The sequence below is a fragment of the uncultured Fretibacterium sp. genome (assembly GCF_963544685.1).
GTDB lineage: Bacteria > Synergistota > Synergistia > Synergistales > Aminobacteriaceae > CAJPSE01.
In genome coordinates this window covers 1-16780 of sequence record NZ_CAUUGJ010000046.1, presented here as the reverse complement: position 1 = coordinate 16780, position 16780 = coordinate 1, and the positions used below count along the sequence as shown (strand labels likewise).

General features: G+C 66.0%; 14 protein-coding genes. 8 read left to right on the top strand and 6 right to left on the bottom strand.

Going from position 1 to position 16780, the window contains the following annotated elements; genetic code table 11:
• The 8 genes from ABLA28_RS05965 to ABLA28_RS05930 all read left to right on the top strand — a co-directional run.
• On the top strand, nt 1-888 hold an 888-nt coding region (locus ABLA28_RS05965), incomplete at its 5' end, for a DUF5693 family protein (RefSeq protein ID WP_347712899.1).
• Nucleotides 889-892: 4 nt separating this feature from the next.
• Nucleotides 893-1915: a polysaccharide pyruvyl transferase CsaB gene (csaB, locus tag ABLA28_RS05960; protein ID WP_347712898.1), complete on the top strand. Its 1023-nt coding sequence runs from the start codon at nt 893-895 to the stop codon at nt 1913-1915.
• Nucleotides 1916-2158: 243 nt separating this feature from the next.
• Nucleotides 2159-3250 (top strand): RelA/SpoT domain-containing protein, encoded by a 1092-nt coding sequence (locus tag ABLA28_RS05955; RefSeq protein ID WP_347712897.1) that lies wholly within the window; start codon nt 2159-2161, stop codon nt 3248-3250.
• A 132-nt stretch (nt 3251-3382) separates the two neighbouring features.
• The gene (gene plsY, locus ABLA28_RS05950; protein WP_347712896.1) at nt 3383-3979 is read left to right on the top strand and encodes a glycerol-3-phosphate 1-O-acyltransferase PlsY; all 597 of its coding nucleotides are present in this window, start codon (nt 3383-3385) and stop codon (nt 3977-3979) included.
• Entirely contained in the window at nt 3976-4797 is an 822-nt protein-coding gene (locus tag ABLA28_RS05945; protein WP_347712895.1) for a SprT family zinc-dependent metalloprotease, read from the top strand. The genes plsY and ABLA28_RS05945 overlap by 4 nt, the downstream gene beginning before the upstream one ends.
• 117 nt (nt 4798-4914) lie before the next feature.
• Nucleotides 4915-6306 carry a solute carrier family 23 protein gene (locus tag ABLA28_RS05940; protein WP_347712894.1) on the top strand — a complete coding sequence of 464 codons (1392 nt, stop codon included), beginning with the start codon at nt 4915-4917 and terminating at the stop codon, nt 6304-6306.
• Nucleotides 6307-6505: 199 nt separating this feature from the next.
• Nucleotides 6506-7966 carry an excinuclease ABC subunit UvrC gene (locus ABLA28_RS05935; protein ID WP_347712893.1) on the top strand — a complete coding sequence of 487 codons (1461 nt, stop codon included), beginning with the start codon at nt 6506-6508 and terminating at the stop codon, nt 7964-7966.
• A gap of 132 nt (nt 7967-8098) precedes the next feature.
• A complete protein-coding gene (locus tag ABLA28_RS05930; protein WP_347712892.1) occupies nt 8099-9259 on the top strand; it encodes a hypothetical protein in 1161 nt (386 codons plus the stop codon).
• Between the two features lie 207 nt (nt 9260-9466).
• Here ABLA28_RS05930 and ABLA28_RS05925 read toward each other — a convergent pair whose 3' ends face one another.
• The 6 genes from ABLA28_RS05925 to ABLA28_RS05900 form a co-directional block, all read right to left on the bottom strand.
• Nucleotides 9467-11086 (bottom strand): ABC transporter ATP-binding protein, encoded by a 1620-nt coding sequence (locus ABLA28_RS05925; protein WP_347712891.1) that lies wholly within the window; start codon nt 11084-11086, stop codon nt 9467-9469.
• Nucleotides 11087-11162: 76 nt separating this feature from the next.
• The gene (locus ABLA28_RS05920; RefSeq protein WP_299081147.1) at nt 11163-11972 is read right to left on the bottom strand and encodes an ABC transporter permease; all 810 of its coding nucleotides are present in this window, start codon (nt 11970-11972) and stop codon (nt 11163-11165) included.
• On the bottom strand, nt 11965-12978 hold the full coding sequence (locus tag ABLA28_RS05915; RefSeq protein ID WP_347712890.1) for an ABC transporter permease: 1014 nt from the start codon (nt 12976-12978) through the stop codon (nt 11965-11967). Before ABLA28_RS05915 ends, ABLA28_RS05920 begins: the two co-directional genes overlap by 8 nt.
• A gap of 95 nt (nt 12979-13073) precedes the next feature.
• Nucleotides 13074-14618 carry an ABC transporter substrate-binding protein gene (locus ABLA28_RS05910; RefSeq protein ID WP_347712889.1) on the bottom strand — a complete coding sequence of 515 codons (1545 nt, stop codon included), beginning with the start codon at nt 14616-14618 and terminating at the stop codon, nt 13074-13076.
• Nucleotides 14619-14728: 110 nt separating this feature from the next.
• The gene (locus ABLA28_RS05905) at nt 14729-15898 is read right to left on the bottom strand and encodes an MFS transporter (protein ID WP_347712888.1); all 1170 of its coding nucleotides are present in this window, start codon (nt 15896-15898) and stop codon (nt 14729-14731) included.
• Between the two features lie 29 nt (nt 15899-15927).
• On the bottom strand, nt 15928-16752 hold the full coding sequence (locus ABLA28_RS05900; RefSeq protein ID WP_347712887.1) for an ATP-grasp domain-containing protein: 825 nt from the start codon (nt 16750-16752) through the stop codon (nt 15928-15930).
• Between the last annotated feature and the right edge of the window lie 28 nt (nt 16753-16780).

Genomic DNA, 16780 nt, shown 5'->3' with positions numbered 1-16780 from the left:
GCCTATGCCCTTGTCGCCGCGTTCCTGTTTGCCCTGTGGCGCTATGCCCTGCGACTCGGAGGGGATGGAGAGGCTGGGAAAACGGTCGGCCTGGCCTCCGTCGCCGTGTTTTTTCTCCTCGCGGGGGGTGGGGCGTTTCTGATCCGATCGGTCCCGGCCGCAGGCCGTCTTCTGGGGGCGCTGGCCGCCCCGCTCATCGTGACGGAGGCCTCGTTGATGGCCATGAGTTCGGGCCGGACGCGGATTGCCCCATGGGGGCCGATCCTCTGCGGCTTCCTCGCCGCCGTCATCGGGGGGCTCGCCCTGGCCGCCTTCTTCAGCGACCCGCTCCACATGCTGCGGCTGAGGACCTTCTCGGGGGTCAAGCTCACCCTTCTGCTGCCGCCGCTCCTGGTGCTGCTGCATGACCTGAAGAACCGGGTCCATCCGGAGTCCCTGGACGCCTTCCTGTCCCGTCCCCCGCTTTGGGGAGAGCTGATGCTGGGCGGCGTGCTCCTGATCCTCCTGGGCATCATGCTGTTCCGGAGCGACAACGTCCGGTTCATCCCCGGCTTCGAGGCCAGGGTGCGCGGGACGCTGGAGCAGTGGCTGGTCGCCCGTCCCCGCAGCAAGGAGGTCTTCCTGGGCTATCCGTGCCTGATGCTGCTTGCCTTTGCCGTCAAAAACGGCCTGTGGGCGCGCTACCGCGAGCTCCTCCGCCTCGGCGCGGCCTTGGGGTTTTCCTCCGTCGTGAACAGCTTCTGCCACTTTCATACGCCGATCGCCTTCATCCTGCTTCGGGAGTTCAACGGCCTGTGGCTGGGCCTGATTCTCGGCTCGGTCGTGGTGCTGGCCGTCGGCCGGATTCTGCTGCCCCTGTGGCGTCGGCTCCGCGTCCTGGCGGAATGACACGATGACCCCGCAAGGAGGGGCCCGGCGCTATCGGGTTGCCCTGGCCGGCTACTATGGGTTCGGCAACCTGGGGGACGAACTTCTGGCCGGCGCCTCCCTGGAGGCCCTGGAGCGGGCGGGCGTCGGGCGGGGAAGCGTCGTCATGCTCTCGAACGATCCGGAGGGCTCCCGGCGCGCGTTCGGGGTCGATTCCGTCTCCCGCTGGCGCCTGCGCGGCGTCGTCTCGGCGCTGCGGTCGAGCGAGACCCTGCTCCTGGGGGGCGGAGGGCTCTTTCAGGATGGGACGAGCCTGCGATCCTGTCTCTGGTACTGGGGGCTGGTGCGTTTGGCCCTCATCTGCGGGGCCGTCCCCTGGGCCCTCGGGCAGTCGATCGGACCGCTGCGGAGCGCTGGGGCGCGCTGGCTGACCCGGGATGCGCTGAGGGCCTGCCGCGTCCTGCACCTGAGGGATGCGCCCTCGATGGAATGGGCCGACCGTCTCGGGCTATCCGCCGTGCGTGGCGGGGATCTGGCCCTGACGTTGAAGATCCCGCGAGCTGCGGGGGAGGATGCGGGGCGGACGGAGGAAAAAACGGGGCGGCTTCTGCTCAACCTGCGCCCCTCCCCGGACGCGGACCGCTTCGCCCGGCTGGCGGCGCCCCTCGCCGCGGACTTTCCCGGTGAGGTCGTCGGCGTGGCGCTGTCGGGCGAGGACGAGATCCTGCTTGGCGCCATGAAGGGGGCCGGGAGGCTTAGGCTCGATAGGGTCGAGCGGGTTGCGGGGCTCGAGGAGGCCGCGCGCCTCTGGCCGGGGGCATCCGCCGCGGTAGGGATGCGCCTGCACTTCGCCGTGCTCTCCGCCCTGTGGGGGACGCCGCTTGCCGTGCTGCCCTACGATCCCAAGGTGGAGGCCTTCGCGAGGGGCGTCGGGGTTCCCTGTGCCGGGGAGGAGCTGCCCCAACCCTGTCCGCCGGCCCCGCTCGACCGCCTGGGTGTGGTTTTGGAATTGGATGCGCTCTGCCGTGCGTTTTTGTCGAAAGGTTGAGGAAAACGCCGATGCGATCGGCGCCTCCCGAGGTCCCGCGGTGCGGGGGCGGGAAGCGCACCGGGCTCCCCGGAGCGGCCGATGAGGCGGGAGCCGTGCTTTTCAAGAGGCTCTTCGTGGGTTATACTCTAACCCGAGTGAGTCGTGAACGCGGGTGGACGGTTGGAATGGATAGTTGGAGCGAATGAATGGTCGGATCGATGGGTTGCAGGGCGTGCAGTTCATTTTTGGACGGTGATTGTGTTGGATAGACGTCGTGTCGACGAACTGGGCATCAGCTATGTCGAGAAACTCTCCCTCTATGAGGAGTATGCCTCGCGCGTGCGCAATCTTGTTCAGGACCTGATTGAGCGGGAGGATATCGAGGTTCACAGTATCGAGGGATGGGCCAAGGCCCCGGCAGATCTGGTCCGCGCTCTGAACGCCCGGGGGGACGACGGGGATGCGGGGCTGAACGCCGTGTCGGACCTGGTTACGGTTCGGGTTCTCCTCCGGTTTCCCGAGGACGTTTATAAAGTCGAGGAGATCATCCTGGCCGAGTTCGACGTCGATCGGGACCGGTCCGTTCCCTCGAGCGGACTGGAGGACCCCTTCCGCTTCGGATATCCGGCTGTCGTCTATACCCTTGCCCTCTCCGAAAGCCGCTCCTCCCTGCGGGAATGGGGCAAATACCGGGGGCTCGGGTTTCGTCTCGAGCTGCGCACCATGCTCCAGGAGGCCTGGGCGACCATCTCTCCGCGGGTCAACCTCAACGTGGACTCAATCTCCGAGAAAAAGCTGAAGCGCAGGCTCGTTCGCCTGGCGGCCCTCCTCGAGGAGGCCGACGAGGGCTTCCTGTCCCTGTGGGAGGAGGTCAAGGACGTCGCGGTCCTGGTGCCTCCGGTTCAGGACCCGGGGACGTCACGGGACGAGACGATCTCGGCGGAGCGGACTTTCAGCGAGGAGGAGCTGTACTCCTTTTTCAAGGCGGAGCCGAACGCCCTGAGCCACTGGAACTCCCTGGCGGTCAAGGCGGGGTTTCCGATCTTCGTGCCGTCCCCCGATTATCTCAAGGGCAGCTTCAACTACCTCTACATCATCCTTCGTGCCGCCGGGATCGACACCATCTCGGAGGTCCGGCGCTTCCTGGCGGATATGGAGGAGGACGACAAAGGGCTGCGGCAGCTTCAGACGATACGCGAGTCCTTTGCGAAGGATAGCGCCTCCTGGCGCGTCGATCCTTTTTCCGCTATCTTCCTCCTGGTCCTGAACCTCAAGTGGGATACCCTCAAAGAGAAGGACCTCGTACAGCTGAATATCAAAAAGGGTTCCGACCGCATCGGCGGCATCGACTGACCGCTGCGCGGCCGGAACCTTCCGGCAAGAGAGCCTGCGAGCGGGGCGGCGCTTCGGGCGCAGGCTCCGTGAGCGGGATATGTTTTTGCCGGAGCGCCCCTGTTGGGGCCTTGTTTTGAGGAGGGATGAGCGATGCGGGTCGCAATGTTCTGGATGTTCGTCTCCTATTTCATCGGCTCTCTGCCTACGGGATACCTGGTGGCCCGTATCTTCAGGGGGGTCGACATACGCACGGTCGGGTCCGGATCCATCGGCGCGACCAACGTTCGCCGTATGATGGGGCAGGGATGGGCCGTTTTCGTCACATTGGTCGATATGCTCAAAGGGGCCCTGGCGCTCCTGCTCACCGTGGAATCGGCCTCCTCCGACCCCTGGCTGCTCTCGCTGTCGGCCCTGGCCGCCGTCCTGGGGCACAATTACCCCGTCTGGCTGAGGTTCAGGGGGGGGAAGGGCGTGGCCACGACCTACGGGACCATGTTCTTCATCTGGCCCTACAACTCCTTCGCGATCGTCCTGATGAGCGGAGCCCTGTGGTACGCCGTCATGACGTCGACGCGTTACGTATCCCTGGCCTCCATGGTGTCCCTGCTGGCGCTGCCGGCCTTTTTCTGGATGCTGGATGCGCCCCTTCCCTTTATCCTCCTGGCGCTGCTCCTTGCGCTCCTGGCGATGTTCCGCCACCGGTCCAACGTCTCCCGCCTGCTGGAGGGCCGGGAGAACCCGGTTTGACGAAGCGTCGGGCGGAGCCCCTCGCCGCCCGCGCCTCGAGCGAGGAGGATGAAGCGCGTGAGATGCCGGACGGGGCGGAGAGGGAGAGGCTTGTCCTGGATCTGGGGGCCGTGGGCGGAGGAAAATGTTCCTTCGAGCTTCGGCGAAGCGCGCGGGCCAGGCACCTGCGGCTGATCGTCGGCAGCGGAGGCCTGACGGTGGTCGTGCCGGCAGGCCTGGTCTCGCTGCGGAAGATCGAACGCCTGATCGAACCGCATAAGGCCTGGATACGGAAGAACCTCGAACGGATGGAGCTTTTGTCCTCCGCTCAGCCCCGACGCCAGGCGGTCTCCGTTCCGGGGCGCATCGTCCTGAGGGCCTTGGAGGAGACTTGGCGGGTCGAGCTCTCGGACTCCGCGCCGCAGAGGACTCTGGCCCGGGACGGGGTCGTGCGCTTGCCGCGGGACTTCTGCAGGGGGGAGGCTCTGGCCGCGCTGCGGCGTTGGGTCCTTCTGCGCGCGAGGGAGGCTCTGCCCCGGCTCCTGACGGAGCTGGCGGCGGAACATGGTTTCGAGGTGGGGCGGATTGCGGTCAGGGAGATGAAGAGTCGATGGGGAAGCTGCTCGTCCAGGGGGAACATCAGCCTGAATGCGCGGCTTCTTTTTCTGTCCTCCGGGCTCGTGCGGCATGTCCTGCTGCATGAGCTCTGTCATTTGAGGGAGATGAACCATTCCAGGGCTTTTTACGAGTGCCTGAGGGACGTGGACCCCGAGGCCGACCGCCATGCCGGGGAGCTCAGGGCGGCCTGGAGGATGGTGCCCTTGTGGGCCTGCACCTGAGCGGACGAAGATGAATGCCATAACAGGACGAATGTCACAGGTTGAAGGCTGGTTGAGCGGGCGGTCCTGCCGCCCCGCTTTATGTGGAGAGGAAATATCTTTCAGGAGGTATGGTCGATGGCAAAGAAACTGATTTACGGACTGGACGACAATCCCCCCTTCCCCATCATGATCCTCGCCGGGGTCCAGCACGTGCTGACGCTGTTCGGAGCGACCACGCTGGTCCCGCTGATCTTCGGGCCGGCCATGGGGATGGATGTGCTTCAGGTCGCGGCGTTCATCTCGTGCGTCTATTTCGGCATGGGGGTGGCGACCCTCATCCAGACGCACCCCAAGCTGGGGTCGGGGCTCCCCATCGTGCAGGGGTCGAGCTTCAGCTTCATCCCCTCGGTGATGACCGTGATCGGAGCGTACAAGGCCATGGGGCCGGAGGCCGTGATGCAGTATATCGGCGGGGCGCTCATCCTCGGCGGCATCCTTCTGTCCGTCGTCGGGTACAGCGGAATCGTGGGCTATGTCCGGAAGGTCATCACCCCGGTGGTCATCGGCCCCGTGATCATGGCGATCGGCTTCTCACTCGCTCCCGTCGCCATCCAGGGCAACGCCGCCAACTACTGGCCCGCGTCCCTGGCGGTCGTCCTCCTGATCTTCCTGTTCAGCCTGGTGAGCCGGAACAAGTACGTCAACATCTTCGCCATCCTCTCCGCCATCATCATCACCTACCTGGTCTGCCTCGGGCTGTCGCGCGCCGGGGTGTTTCCCGAGGGGCACCCCGCCCACATCGGCCTGGACCGGGTGGCCGAGGCCCCCTGGCTGCGCTATGAGATCTTCATGCCCTGGGGGCCCCCGAAGTTCAGCCTGCTGGCCTTCGGCGCGATGCTCGCGGGCTTTTTCGCCGTGATGATCGAGTCGATCGGGGACTACCATTCGGTCTCCTACGCCTCGGGGATCGAGGACCCGGACGAGAAGACCATCAGCCGGGGCATCGGGGCCGAGGGCCTGAACTGTGCCCTGTCCGGGCTCTTCGGCTCGGTGGGGACGACCTCCTACACGGAGAACGTCGGGCTGATCGGCCTCACCGGGGTGGCGTCCCGGTGGGTGGTCCGGACCGGGGCGATCCTGCTGATCCTCATGAGCTTCGTCGGAAAGCTGGGCGCACTGATCGCGACCATGCCGTCGCCGATCATCGGCGGGGCCTACATCGCGCTCTTCGGGACCATCGGCGCCCTGGGCATCCAGGTCCTGATGCGCGCGGATATGGGGAGTCAGCGCAATGTGCTCATCGTGGGCTTCTCCTTCCTGATGGCACTGGGCCTGCCCGGCTGGGTGGAGAAAAATCAGGAGCTCTTCATGAACCCGGCCAGCGGCACGCTCGTTCAGACCCTGGGGGGCATGCTCTGGGCCATCCTCAAGACCCCCATGGCCGTGGCGGGCATCTGCGCGGCCGCCTGCGACTCGCTGGTCCCGGGCACCGACGAGGAGCGGGGGATCGGCGCCGGAACGCGCTGAGCGAACCCCGGCGGTCGCCCGGACCGATGAGGCGGGGGCTCCGACTGTCGGAGCCCCCGCCCTCTCCGGGTGACGGCGGGCGGGATGCGCGGTAAACTGTAGGCATGTGGCACGTCGTACGTCCCGTGAGATCCGGGACCCGGAGGATCGAAACAGCTCATGCCGTGAGCCCCCGTTTTTCGGGCGGGGGGCCCTTGTCATGACCTCGCCGCACATCGCCGCCATCCTCAAGGGGCTGCCCGAGAAGCCCGGGGTCTACATCATGCGGGACGAGGAGGGGACCGTACTCTACGTGGGCAAGGCCATCAAGCTCAAGCGCCGGGTGTCGTCGTACTTCCGGCACTCGGGGTTCGCCTCGCCGCGGCTCCGCAAGCTGGTCTCGCTGGTTCGGGACATCTCCGTCATCCGCACGGAGAGCGAGGCCGAGGCCCTGATCGTCGAGGCCAAACTGATCCGGCGCTACTCGCCCTTCTTCAACATCGACCTCAAGATGAGCGACCGCTACCCCTACATCCGCATCACGAACGAGGCCTTTCCGCGCCTGGAGATCACGCGCCGGAAGGAGGACGACGGCTCCGTCTACCTGGGGCCCTTTGTCAGTGCCGGGAACATCCGCACCCTGCTGCGCCTGGCGGAGCGCTATTTTCCCCTGCGCGTCTGTCGGTCGGAGCTGCGCCCGGACCCCGAGCGGCGCCCCTGCCTGGAGTACAGCCTCGGCCGGTCCATGGGCGCCTGCGCGGCGCTCTGCACGGAGGCGGAGTACCGCGAGCGCGTGAACGACATCATCCTGCTCCTCCAGGGCAACACCGCCGAGCTGGTCGAGCGGCTCCGCCACAGGATGGACGCGGCCGCGAAGCGGATGGCCTTCGAGGAGGCCGCGCGGTACCGCGACACCATCCGCGCGCTGTGGCGGATATCGCGCCAGCGCGTCTCCTCGACGCTCCAGGAGGACCTGGACAGCGAGACCTGGCAGGTGCTGAACCGGATGCAGGAGCTCTTCGGGCTCAAGACGCTTCCGTGGCGGATGGACGCCTTCGACATCTCCCACATGTCCGGGCGCGAGACCTACGGGTGCTGCGTCGTCTTCGAGCAGGGGCGCCCCAACCCCTCGCTCTACCGCCGCTTCAAAATCCGGACCCTGCAGGACGGGGAGATCGACGACTTCGCCTCCATGCGGGAGACGGTGCTGCGCCGCTACCGGCACGTCCTGGACAAATCCGAGCCCATGCCGCAGCTCACCCTGATCGACGGAGGCCCCATCCAGCTGGAGTTTGCGCTGAAGGCCCTCGATGAATTGAAGCTGGAGCTTCCCCTGATCGCCCTGGCCGAGCGGGAGGAACTGGTCTTCCTGCCCGGATGGCCGGACGACCCCCTGCGTCTGGGGCTCGACGACCCCGTCCTGCAGCTTCTCCAGCGCCTGAGGGACGAGGTCCATCGCTACGCCATCACGACGCATCGCAACGCGCGGGCCGGAAGGCTGCGCCGGTCGGCCCTGGAGGACGTGCCCGGCATCGGAAAGGCGCGTGCGGCCCAGCTGTTGGTGCGCTTCGGTTCCGTCCAGCGCATCGCCGCCCTGGAGCCCGAGGAGCTCTGCGCCGTGCCCGGCCTCGGCCCCGCCCTAGCCCGGAAGATCGTCGCGCACCTGAGGGGAGAGGAATAAGTCCGGCCGGTTCGGCGTTTGCCTGGGGTATAATGAAAGTGAGATGTATTAAAGAGTGGTGCTTCAAGCGTTCCTGGGGACAGGAGGTCCGAAGGATAAGGCTTTGAAACAGGACGAGGAGGTTGAGACACGATGCGTCTGGATGTTGGAAACGGCCTGTGGGCGCGGCTGATGCATCGGCCGGCGCCGTTCTCGTTGCGGAGCCGGCCCCTCGTTTCGCGCTCTTTCGTCCCTTCCGCCCCGATTCCGGAGCCGAACGTGCGGGATTCGGTTCTCCTCTCCGAGGAGGGAAAGCGCCTGAGCCGTGCGGCGGAAACCGCGCCTTCGGTCGTCAGGCCCGAGACCGGCGGCAAGGCGGCTCCGGAGATAGAGACCCGGCAGGCCGAGGCCGCGGCAAAGCTGCCCAGGGAGAGGAACACAGAGGTCGAGTGTTACGTCAGGCGCACCGCTGCGACCATGACGGCCATGAAGGACCTGGCGAAGCTGGGGCAGGAGGACTACCTTACGAGCAGGGACCGTCTGGAGCTGGACAAGGAGCTGACGCGCCTCCAGGCCGAGACGGCCGGGGACAGCGCCAGGATGAAGCTGATCCTGGACGGCAGGAATCCGGACAATCCTTTGGAGGCTCACTACTTCGAGAAGGCGGTTGCCCACGTCCGGAAGAATCACGATATGGCGGTCGCCCTTCTGGAGCGGGATTTTAAGCGCAGGGAGCGAGGCATTGAGCCGGGTCCGTTCCTCGACAACGGCGACGGCACCTCGACGGCCACGATTCTGCACGCTGGTGAGTTGTGCGACAGCTATGTGACCGAGATAACCGATAAAACCGAGGTGATGGCCCAGCGCTTGAAGGATTGGGAGCGCCGGGTGACCTCGGACAACGACGAGAACCACACCGTTGTGGTCAAGCATCTGACCTACGAGGATTTCTTGAAGGACTACGCCGTCCTGAGCCTGCGGAGCGTCAAGGAGGCGGAGCGGTCCGAGAAACTGCTGGACGAAAAACTGAAGAAGCTTCCGGGCATGGCCGCGGCTTTGGACGACGCCTACGACAGGCGCGGCACGATTGCCGAGCGGCGTGCGGAGTCCCTGCGCCGGATCGCCGAGGCCGAGCGGCTGGGGCTGGAGCCGCCCGATCCGTCGGAAAACCCGGACGCGGATAACATGCTGAACCCCGACGGGGTGACGCGGTCCAGGTACAATCGCCTCTTCAAACCTGTGGAGGACCTGTGGCGTATCGACGATCTCTGGCGGGGGCCCAGAGGCGTGTCCTTCATGTACATCGTGGAGTGAGGCGCGCAAAAACGGCTGGATTGTCAAAACAAAAGTAACAGCCCAAATCCGCAGAATATCGTCGTTTCGAACCTCTCGGAAGTCGATCCTCTGGGGAAAATAGCGCGCGAATGAGTCCGTTCGTGTTGATAAAAAACTAAGCGATTCGTACAGCTCATATTTTGCCGGCTCTCTGCTTATTGTCTACAAGCGATTTAGATATTGGAATCATTCGGGAGAAGAGGAGATTATCCGGGAGAAAGCGGAGGCAACCGTACGTTCGCTCCGCAGCAGCTTCCGGGTAGAGGGATGGCGCGCCTCATCCAGCCGGGACGGGGGAAGGTCCTCGACGAAACGCCCGCCGTCCATCACCACGACGCGGTGGCAGCAGCGCTTCAATATTCCGACGTCGTGGGAGATCAGCAGGATGGAGATCCCATCCCGGCCGTTGATCTCCATCAAAAACTCCAGAACCTGATTCCTGGTGGCCGCGTCCAGCGCGGAGGTCGCCTCGTCGCAGATCAGGAGCCGGGGACCGGCCGACAGAGCGCGCGCAATCGCGACGCGCTGGCACTGTCCCGTACTCAGCTCCGGCGGCCGCCGCATGAAGAGCTCCTCCCCGATGCCGGCCTCCGTCAGGGAGCGGGCGGCGGCGTCGTCCCGCTCGCGCTTTCCGCACAGCTTCATGTACCTCAGGGGCTCCCCTGCGAGAGCGAGCACCCTGCGCCCGGGGTTCAGGCAGGCGCGGCCGTCCTGAAAGATGAGTTGTACGCCGCGGTTGAGCCCCTTCCTGTCCCGTTCCCGCCAGGCGGACAGGCTTTCCCCCTCGAACAGAATCCGACCGGAATCGGGCTCCTCCAGCCCCACGAGGCAGCGGGCCAGGGTGGACTTTCCGCATCCGCTCCCACCCAGGACCCCGACGATCTCCCCCCTCGCCACGGACAGGGAGAGCCCGCACAGCACCGCATCGCCCCCGGCCCCGAAGGACTTGCTCAAATTCTCGACCTCCAGCACCGCCGGACGGGCCCCGAGCCCTCCCCCGGCCTCCGCCCTCGGCGTCGGTATCCTCCGGGCGGCGCCGACGAGCCCGGAGGTGAACGCCGATCGCGGACTGCCGAGCACGGAGCGAACGGGGCCGTAGTCCCTGACGGTCCCATCCTCGAGGACGAGAAGTTTTTCGGCGGCCGAACAGGCGGCGGCGATATCGTGGGTGATGAACACGATGGAGAGCCCCAGGCGCTCCCGCGTTTTCCTCAGGAGCCCGATGACCTCCGCACGGCTCACCCCGTCCAGCGCGGAGGTCGCCTCGTCCGCAATCAGCACACGGGGACGCAGGCACAGCGCCAACGCGATGCACACCCTCTGACACATTCCTCCGCTGAGCTGGAAGGGGTAGGAGTCCAGGACCGCATCCGGATCCCCGAAGTTCAGAAATTCGAGGATGCGTCTTGCGGTCGGGAGCACTTCGTCACGGGGGACGGCATGGTGAAAGAGGAGCGTCTCCCTGAAATGAGCCTCGACCCTCCGCACAGGATTCAGCGCCTGCTGGGCGTCCTGGAGGACGAGGCCGATCCTCGAACCCCGGATTCCCGGCCAGTCCGTCCCGCTGGACGAGAGGTCGAGCTCCGTCCCGTCCAGGTGCATTCGCCCAAGGGCCCTGGCCGACGGGGGAAGCAGGCCGGTCATGACCCTCGCCAGGGTCGATTTCCCCGCCCCGCTCTCGCCAAGGACGCTCAGACACTCCCCGGCCGCCAGCGAAAAATCGACGCCCTTCAGCGTCGCAGTCCCCCCGTCGTCGCTCCGATGGTATACCCACAGGTCCCGGACCCTCAGGACCTCCCTTTCCATCCCGGCTTCCCCCCCGTTCCTTCCGTTCGATTCATCCTTGAGATTTTTCCGCGGTATTTTCCGTCGGTGCCGCCCGTCAGAATCCGGGGATCTCGAACGGGTCCAGTCGGTCCCTCAGTCCTTCCCCCATAAGGTTCAGGGACAGCACCGTCAGAAAGATGAAGAGCGCCGGCCCCAGCAGGAGGTGAGGGGCCCTGAAGAAGTGCACCTTGGCGTCCGCCAGCATCGTTCCCCACTCCGGGGAAGGGGGTTTCGCCCCGAGGCCGAAGAAGGACAGGGCCGAAAGGGAAAGGATGAGCTTCCCCAGCTCGAACGTCGCGAGGACCCATGCGGGTCCGGTCACCTTCGGCAAAATCTCGTGGACGGCAATGGTGAGGCCGCTTGCCCCGAGGACACGGGCCGCCGCGACCTCGGTATCGTTCCCGGAGCTCAGCGTGATGCTCCGGGCAAGCCGGGCGAAGGGCACCCACCACACGGCGGCAACGGCAAAGAGCAGATGGAGGAACCCCGTCCCGAAGAGCGCCGTGACGACGAGGGCCAGCACGGTGAACGGAAAGGCCATCAGCACGTCGACGATCCGCATGAGCACCGCGTCGCAGAGGCCGCCCAGGATCCCGGCGGCCATCCCCGCGCAGACGCCGAGGCAGAGCGCGGCGGACAGCGCCGCGAAGGAGGCCGTCAGGGTGAAGCGCCCGCCGTACAGGACGCGGGAGAGGATGTCCCTCCCAAAGGCGTCGGTCCCAAGAGGGTGTTCCATGGAGGGAGGGGACAGGCGGACCGTAGGGCTCTGTTCCAGAGGGTCGAAGGGAGCGACGAGGTCCGCACAGACGACGGCCAGGACGAGAAGCGCGAGCAGCGCAACCCCGGCCCTGAGCGAATCAGGCATGGGCTTCGCCCTCCGCGTTTCCGTATCCCGAGCGTCCCCGCAGCCTCGGGTCGAGACAGATGTAAACGATGTCCACCCCCAGATTGATCAGGAGGATCATCACGATGGTGACGAACCCGTAGCCCTGGATCACCGGATAGTCGTGGAGCAGAATGCTGTCCAGGGCGTACTTGCCGATGCCCGGCCAGGAGAACACGCTCTCCACCACGACGGCGCCCCCCACCAGCGAGGCAGCGGAGAGGGCCGTCATCGTGACGACGGGAAGCAGAACGTTCCGGAACGCGCCCCGGACGATCTGCCGCCTTTGCAGCCCCCGGGACAGGGCCGCCAGGATATACGGCCTTCCGAACTCCTGCAGAAGATTCGTGCGAATCATGCGGGCCAGCGGGGGCGCGGCGATGAGCCCCAGGGTCGTCGCGGGAAGCCACAAGCGCCCCCAGCCCGCTTCGTTGGCAATCGTATAGAGGGCATGGCGCACCCCGAAGAAGTACAGCAGCGCCAGCCCCAGCGCGAAGACGGGGACGGACGCCAGGACGACGCAGCCGACGCGAACGGCGTGGTCCGTCATGCGCCCCCGGTTCACCGCGGAGGCGACGCCCAGGACGGTCCCCAGGACCAGCTGCAGCGACAGTGCCGGAAGGGCCAACTGGAGCGTTGCGGGCAAACGCTCCAGGAGCTCCGTCCTCACGGGGCGCCGGGTGTGGATGGAGCGCCCCAGGTCGAACCGAAACAGGCGTCCCAGCCACACGCCATACTGGAGGAACAGGTTGTCGTCCAGCCGAAGCTCCCGCCTCATCTCGGCATACCGCAGCCGATAGGCTTCCGAGTTCGCCGTGCCGATCTCCGGCTCCCCCAGCATCAGCCGAACCGGGTCCCCCGGGGCCATGTGCGTCAGCACGAACAGGACCAGGGTCGCCAGCAGAAGGGTCACGGCCATCTCCGCCAGTTTTCTCAGAAGCGCGCCCGCCCGCGCGGAGGGACGGCCCCCCCGGTGGAATGCGTTCATTCGGGGCCTCGACTGGGCTGCACGAGCGGGATCATCCGGGGCGCCCTCGTCGCTCATTCCTCATCGCTCATTTCTCATCGCTCATTCCTCATTGCTCATTCAAAGTGCAGCTGCGCGTTGATCGCGTTCTCGAATTTTCTGAAGTGGTCCACGTACCCCTTCAGGTCCGCGCGCGTAGCCACCCCCTCGGGGCGTGGATAGAGGAAGATACACGGGGCCCGTTCGGCCACCCGTGCGTCTACCTTCATGGCCAATTCGCGCCGCGCCGCCTCCGTCCCCGCGTTCGAGAGCTCCTCGAGCAACGCGTTCGTCTCCGCATCGTCGTAGCCGCCGTAGTTCGCGGTCCCCTTGGGGGCGAACTGGCCGCTCAGAAGGGCGAACTCGTCCCCGAAGGTCTGCCAACCCTCGATGAGCGCATCCCAGTCGCCCGTCTCCCGAGCCGTCTGGATCAGGCTGTAGTCGCCGTGCCGCACCTCGGCCGCGACGCCCAGCTTTGTCCATTGATGCTGAATGGCCTCGCCAACGGCCTTGCCCGGCCCCCAGGTCATGAGCCGCATCGAGAGGACGGCGCCATCCTTGCGGCGCAGACCGTCCTTCTCCAGCTTCCAGCCCGCCTCATCCAGGAGCGCCCCCGCCCGTTCGGGGTCGTAACGGTCGTAAATTCCGCCGCCGCTGTCCCTGTACCTCGGGTTGGACCCCAGCCACGTCGTCACGGGGAAGCTCCGCCCCTCGGCCCCCAACAACACCAGTTCCCCGCGGTTCAGTCCCCACGACAGGGCCTGCCGAACCCGGACATCCCGCAGCTGCGGCCTGGAGAGGTTCAGGTAGACGGTCTCCGTGCTGGCGGGGGGCGTCGTGTGCAGAACGACGTCCTTCCTCCCATCGAACTGAGCCATGTGCTCGGGCGGGATGTGCATCACGATGTCCGCCCGCCCGCTCAATATCGCCAGGACCCGCGTCTCCGCGTCCGATATCTCCTCGTGGACGATCCTCCCGATGATGGGCTTCTCCCCGTAGTAATTGGGGCTGCGTTCCAGGACCATCCTCTTCTTCGGCTCGAACGATACGACGCGGTACATGCCGCTCATGTCCATCGTCTCCACGGAGGTGTGGGGCGCGTCCGCGTTGATGATGCACAGCTCCATATAGGACAGGCTCAGGGGCACCGACAGGTTCTCCCGCCTCGTCGTCACCTCGACGGTCCAGCTGTCCAGAGGCTTGAACGAGAGCCCCTCCAGAAAGGGAGCGGCCCTGACGTTCGTCCTGCGCGACCGCTCGAGCGACGCGACGACCGACTCGGCATTGATGCTTTTGCCGCTCCAGAACCGCCCCTCCGGCCTCAGACGTATCCGCCAGGTATGGGGGTCGGCCTGCTCGATTCCCTCCGCCAGGGAGGGCTGCACGACCCCTTGGGGATCCACCTTGAACAACAGCTCCGCCGCCCCGTTCTTGACGTAGTGATTGGAGCCGGGGTAGAAGGCGGGATCCGTGTTGCATGCGATCTCCCGCTCCACCAGCACCAGTTCGTCGTTTCCGCGCCCGGCCTCCGCCGGCCTCCCACCGGCCGAGACCGAAAGCGCCGCCAAAAGCAGCGTGCCCGCGAACCACAGCCGGGATAACGATAATGCGGTCTTCCTCATGTTCTCTCCTCCATTGCTCGTTAAAAAAAGAAACGGATAAAAGCAACGAACTTCTCGGGGCTCCGCCCCGAACCCCGCCGAAGGGACTCGTCCCTTCGGAATCCCATTCATTACGCCCCGTCGAACTCCCTTCCCATCGCGAACCCGACCGCCGCAGCCAGGGCGACGACCCCGTACAGCGGCCACGGAAGGTTCGGCGTTCCCCAAAGGCGGGACAGGTCGAAGAGCATCCCGCCGAGGAGCGCTCCCCCTCCGCTGCCGACGGCGAATCCGAGGTAGTTGAACCCCACGTAGAGCCCCGTCGCCTCCCTGTCCGCCAGGGACAGGGCCAGGCTCTGCTGGTTGGGGCGCGCGAGCAGCATCCCGAGCGTCAGCAGGGCGACGAGCGCCAGAAACGGCCCCGTCCGCGCCACGAGGGGAACGCAGAGGAGGGACAGCCCCACGATTCCCGTCCCCGCAGCCGCAATCCGCCGCGGGCTGTGTCTCCTGAGCAGCCACGAGACCAGGGGGTATTGAAACAGGGCGGTGACCGCCGCGTAGATGGAGTACATCCAGCTGACGCTCTCCGGAGTCCCGGCTATCTCCCGGATGCGCAGGGGGAAACTGATGTCGATCTGGGACGCGGCCAGCCAGAACACGACCATCAGACCGACGAAACGAAGATAGCGTCCGTCACCGGCCAGGGTCGAGAAGGACCGCCGGACCGGGACGGCACGCCCGCCGCCGCGGACGCGCGGCATCCAGGCCGCCGCGATGACCAGATTCATCAGGAAACAGGCCGCTGCCCCAAGACAGACTCCACGGAAATCGACCCTCAGCAGCAGTGCCCCGATCAGGGGCCCCAGGGTGGAGGCGACTCCGACGACGGTGTTGCACAGCGAGAGGTAACGCGCACGGTTCCCGTCCGTCGTCAAAAAAGCGATGGCCGTCTGATAGGCGGGCTCGAACAGGACGCCGCCGAACCCGATGAAGGCCATGGACAGCAGCAGTCCGGGAAACGTCCGTGTAAAGCCCAGCGCAGAAAATCCCAGCACCCGCAGAAACATCCCGAGGGAAATCAGGCTCCTGATGTCCCGGCGGTCCGCCAGAAGCCCCCCGAACATCGCCAGCCCCTGCTGCGAGAACTTCCTGACTGCCAGGGCAAGGGCGACCTTCGTCGCGAGAAATCCGAGGTCGTCGACGTAGTGCCCGATGATCAGCGGCATGATCATCTCGAAGCCCGTCACCATGAAGAAGGTGAAGACCAGCAGGACGGCCAGGCTTTTCCTGTGGTTCGCCACGACGGCTGTACCCCCTTTCCCCCCGAAAGTCACGCGAAATCGACGCGGACCCCATCCAACGCCCTCCGGGCCAGCGCTCGGGCTCCGAGCCCCCCCTCGTCCCGGGTCACGACATGTCCGAGATAACAGGCGTTGTCTATGGCGGGGGCTATTTCCCGACCGACGCAGTCCTCGAAGAGACAGCGCACGACGCCGGGGCTCCGCGCCGCCTCATCGGCGCCGCTCAGGCTTCGAACCGTCCCGGACCCGTCGGGGACGAGGAAGAGGACGGCGGCGCTGCCGGTCCCGCGGCCCCTCATCTCCGGGGAAGGGACCTTCCCCAGCGCAAGCTCCACGAAGGTTCGGAGCATGTCGATTCCCGTCACGAGTTCCACAAGCTCCACGATGTAGTTGCCGGGGAGCCGCGGATTGATCTCGACGATCCTGGGCCCGTCGGGGGTCAGCTTGACCTCCGTATGGGCGACTCCATGCTCGAACCCCACGGCCCTCAGGACGTCCAGCACGTAGCCCGTCACCCGCCGCTCCTCGGCACCGCTCAGGTCCGCCGGGAACATGTGGCCGTCCTCGATGAAGAAGGGGTCCCCCGTTACGGACTTGTCGGTAACCCCCAGCACCGTCGTCGTCCCGCCGGCCGATACGCTCTCCACGCTGAGCTCCGGCCCTTCGAGGTACTCCTCCAGAAGGAACACCGGCTCCCTCCTCTGGCCCCTGAAGTTCATGGGGAAGGCCTCCAGGGCCTGGAACGCCTCACGCAGGGCGTCCCCGTCCCGAACGATTCGGACGAACGCGCTGGACGCCAGGTCCGAGGGCTTGAGGACGAGAGGGTACCCCAGCATCCTGTCTCTTATACACATCTCCGAGCCCACGAGACGGAGCTACATC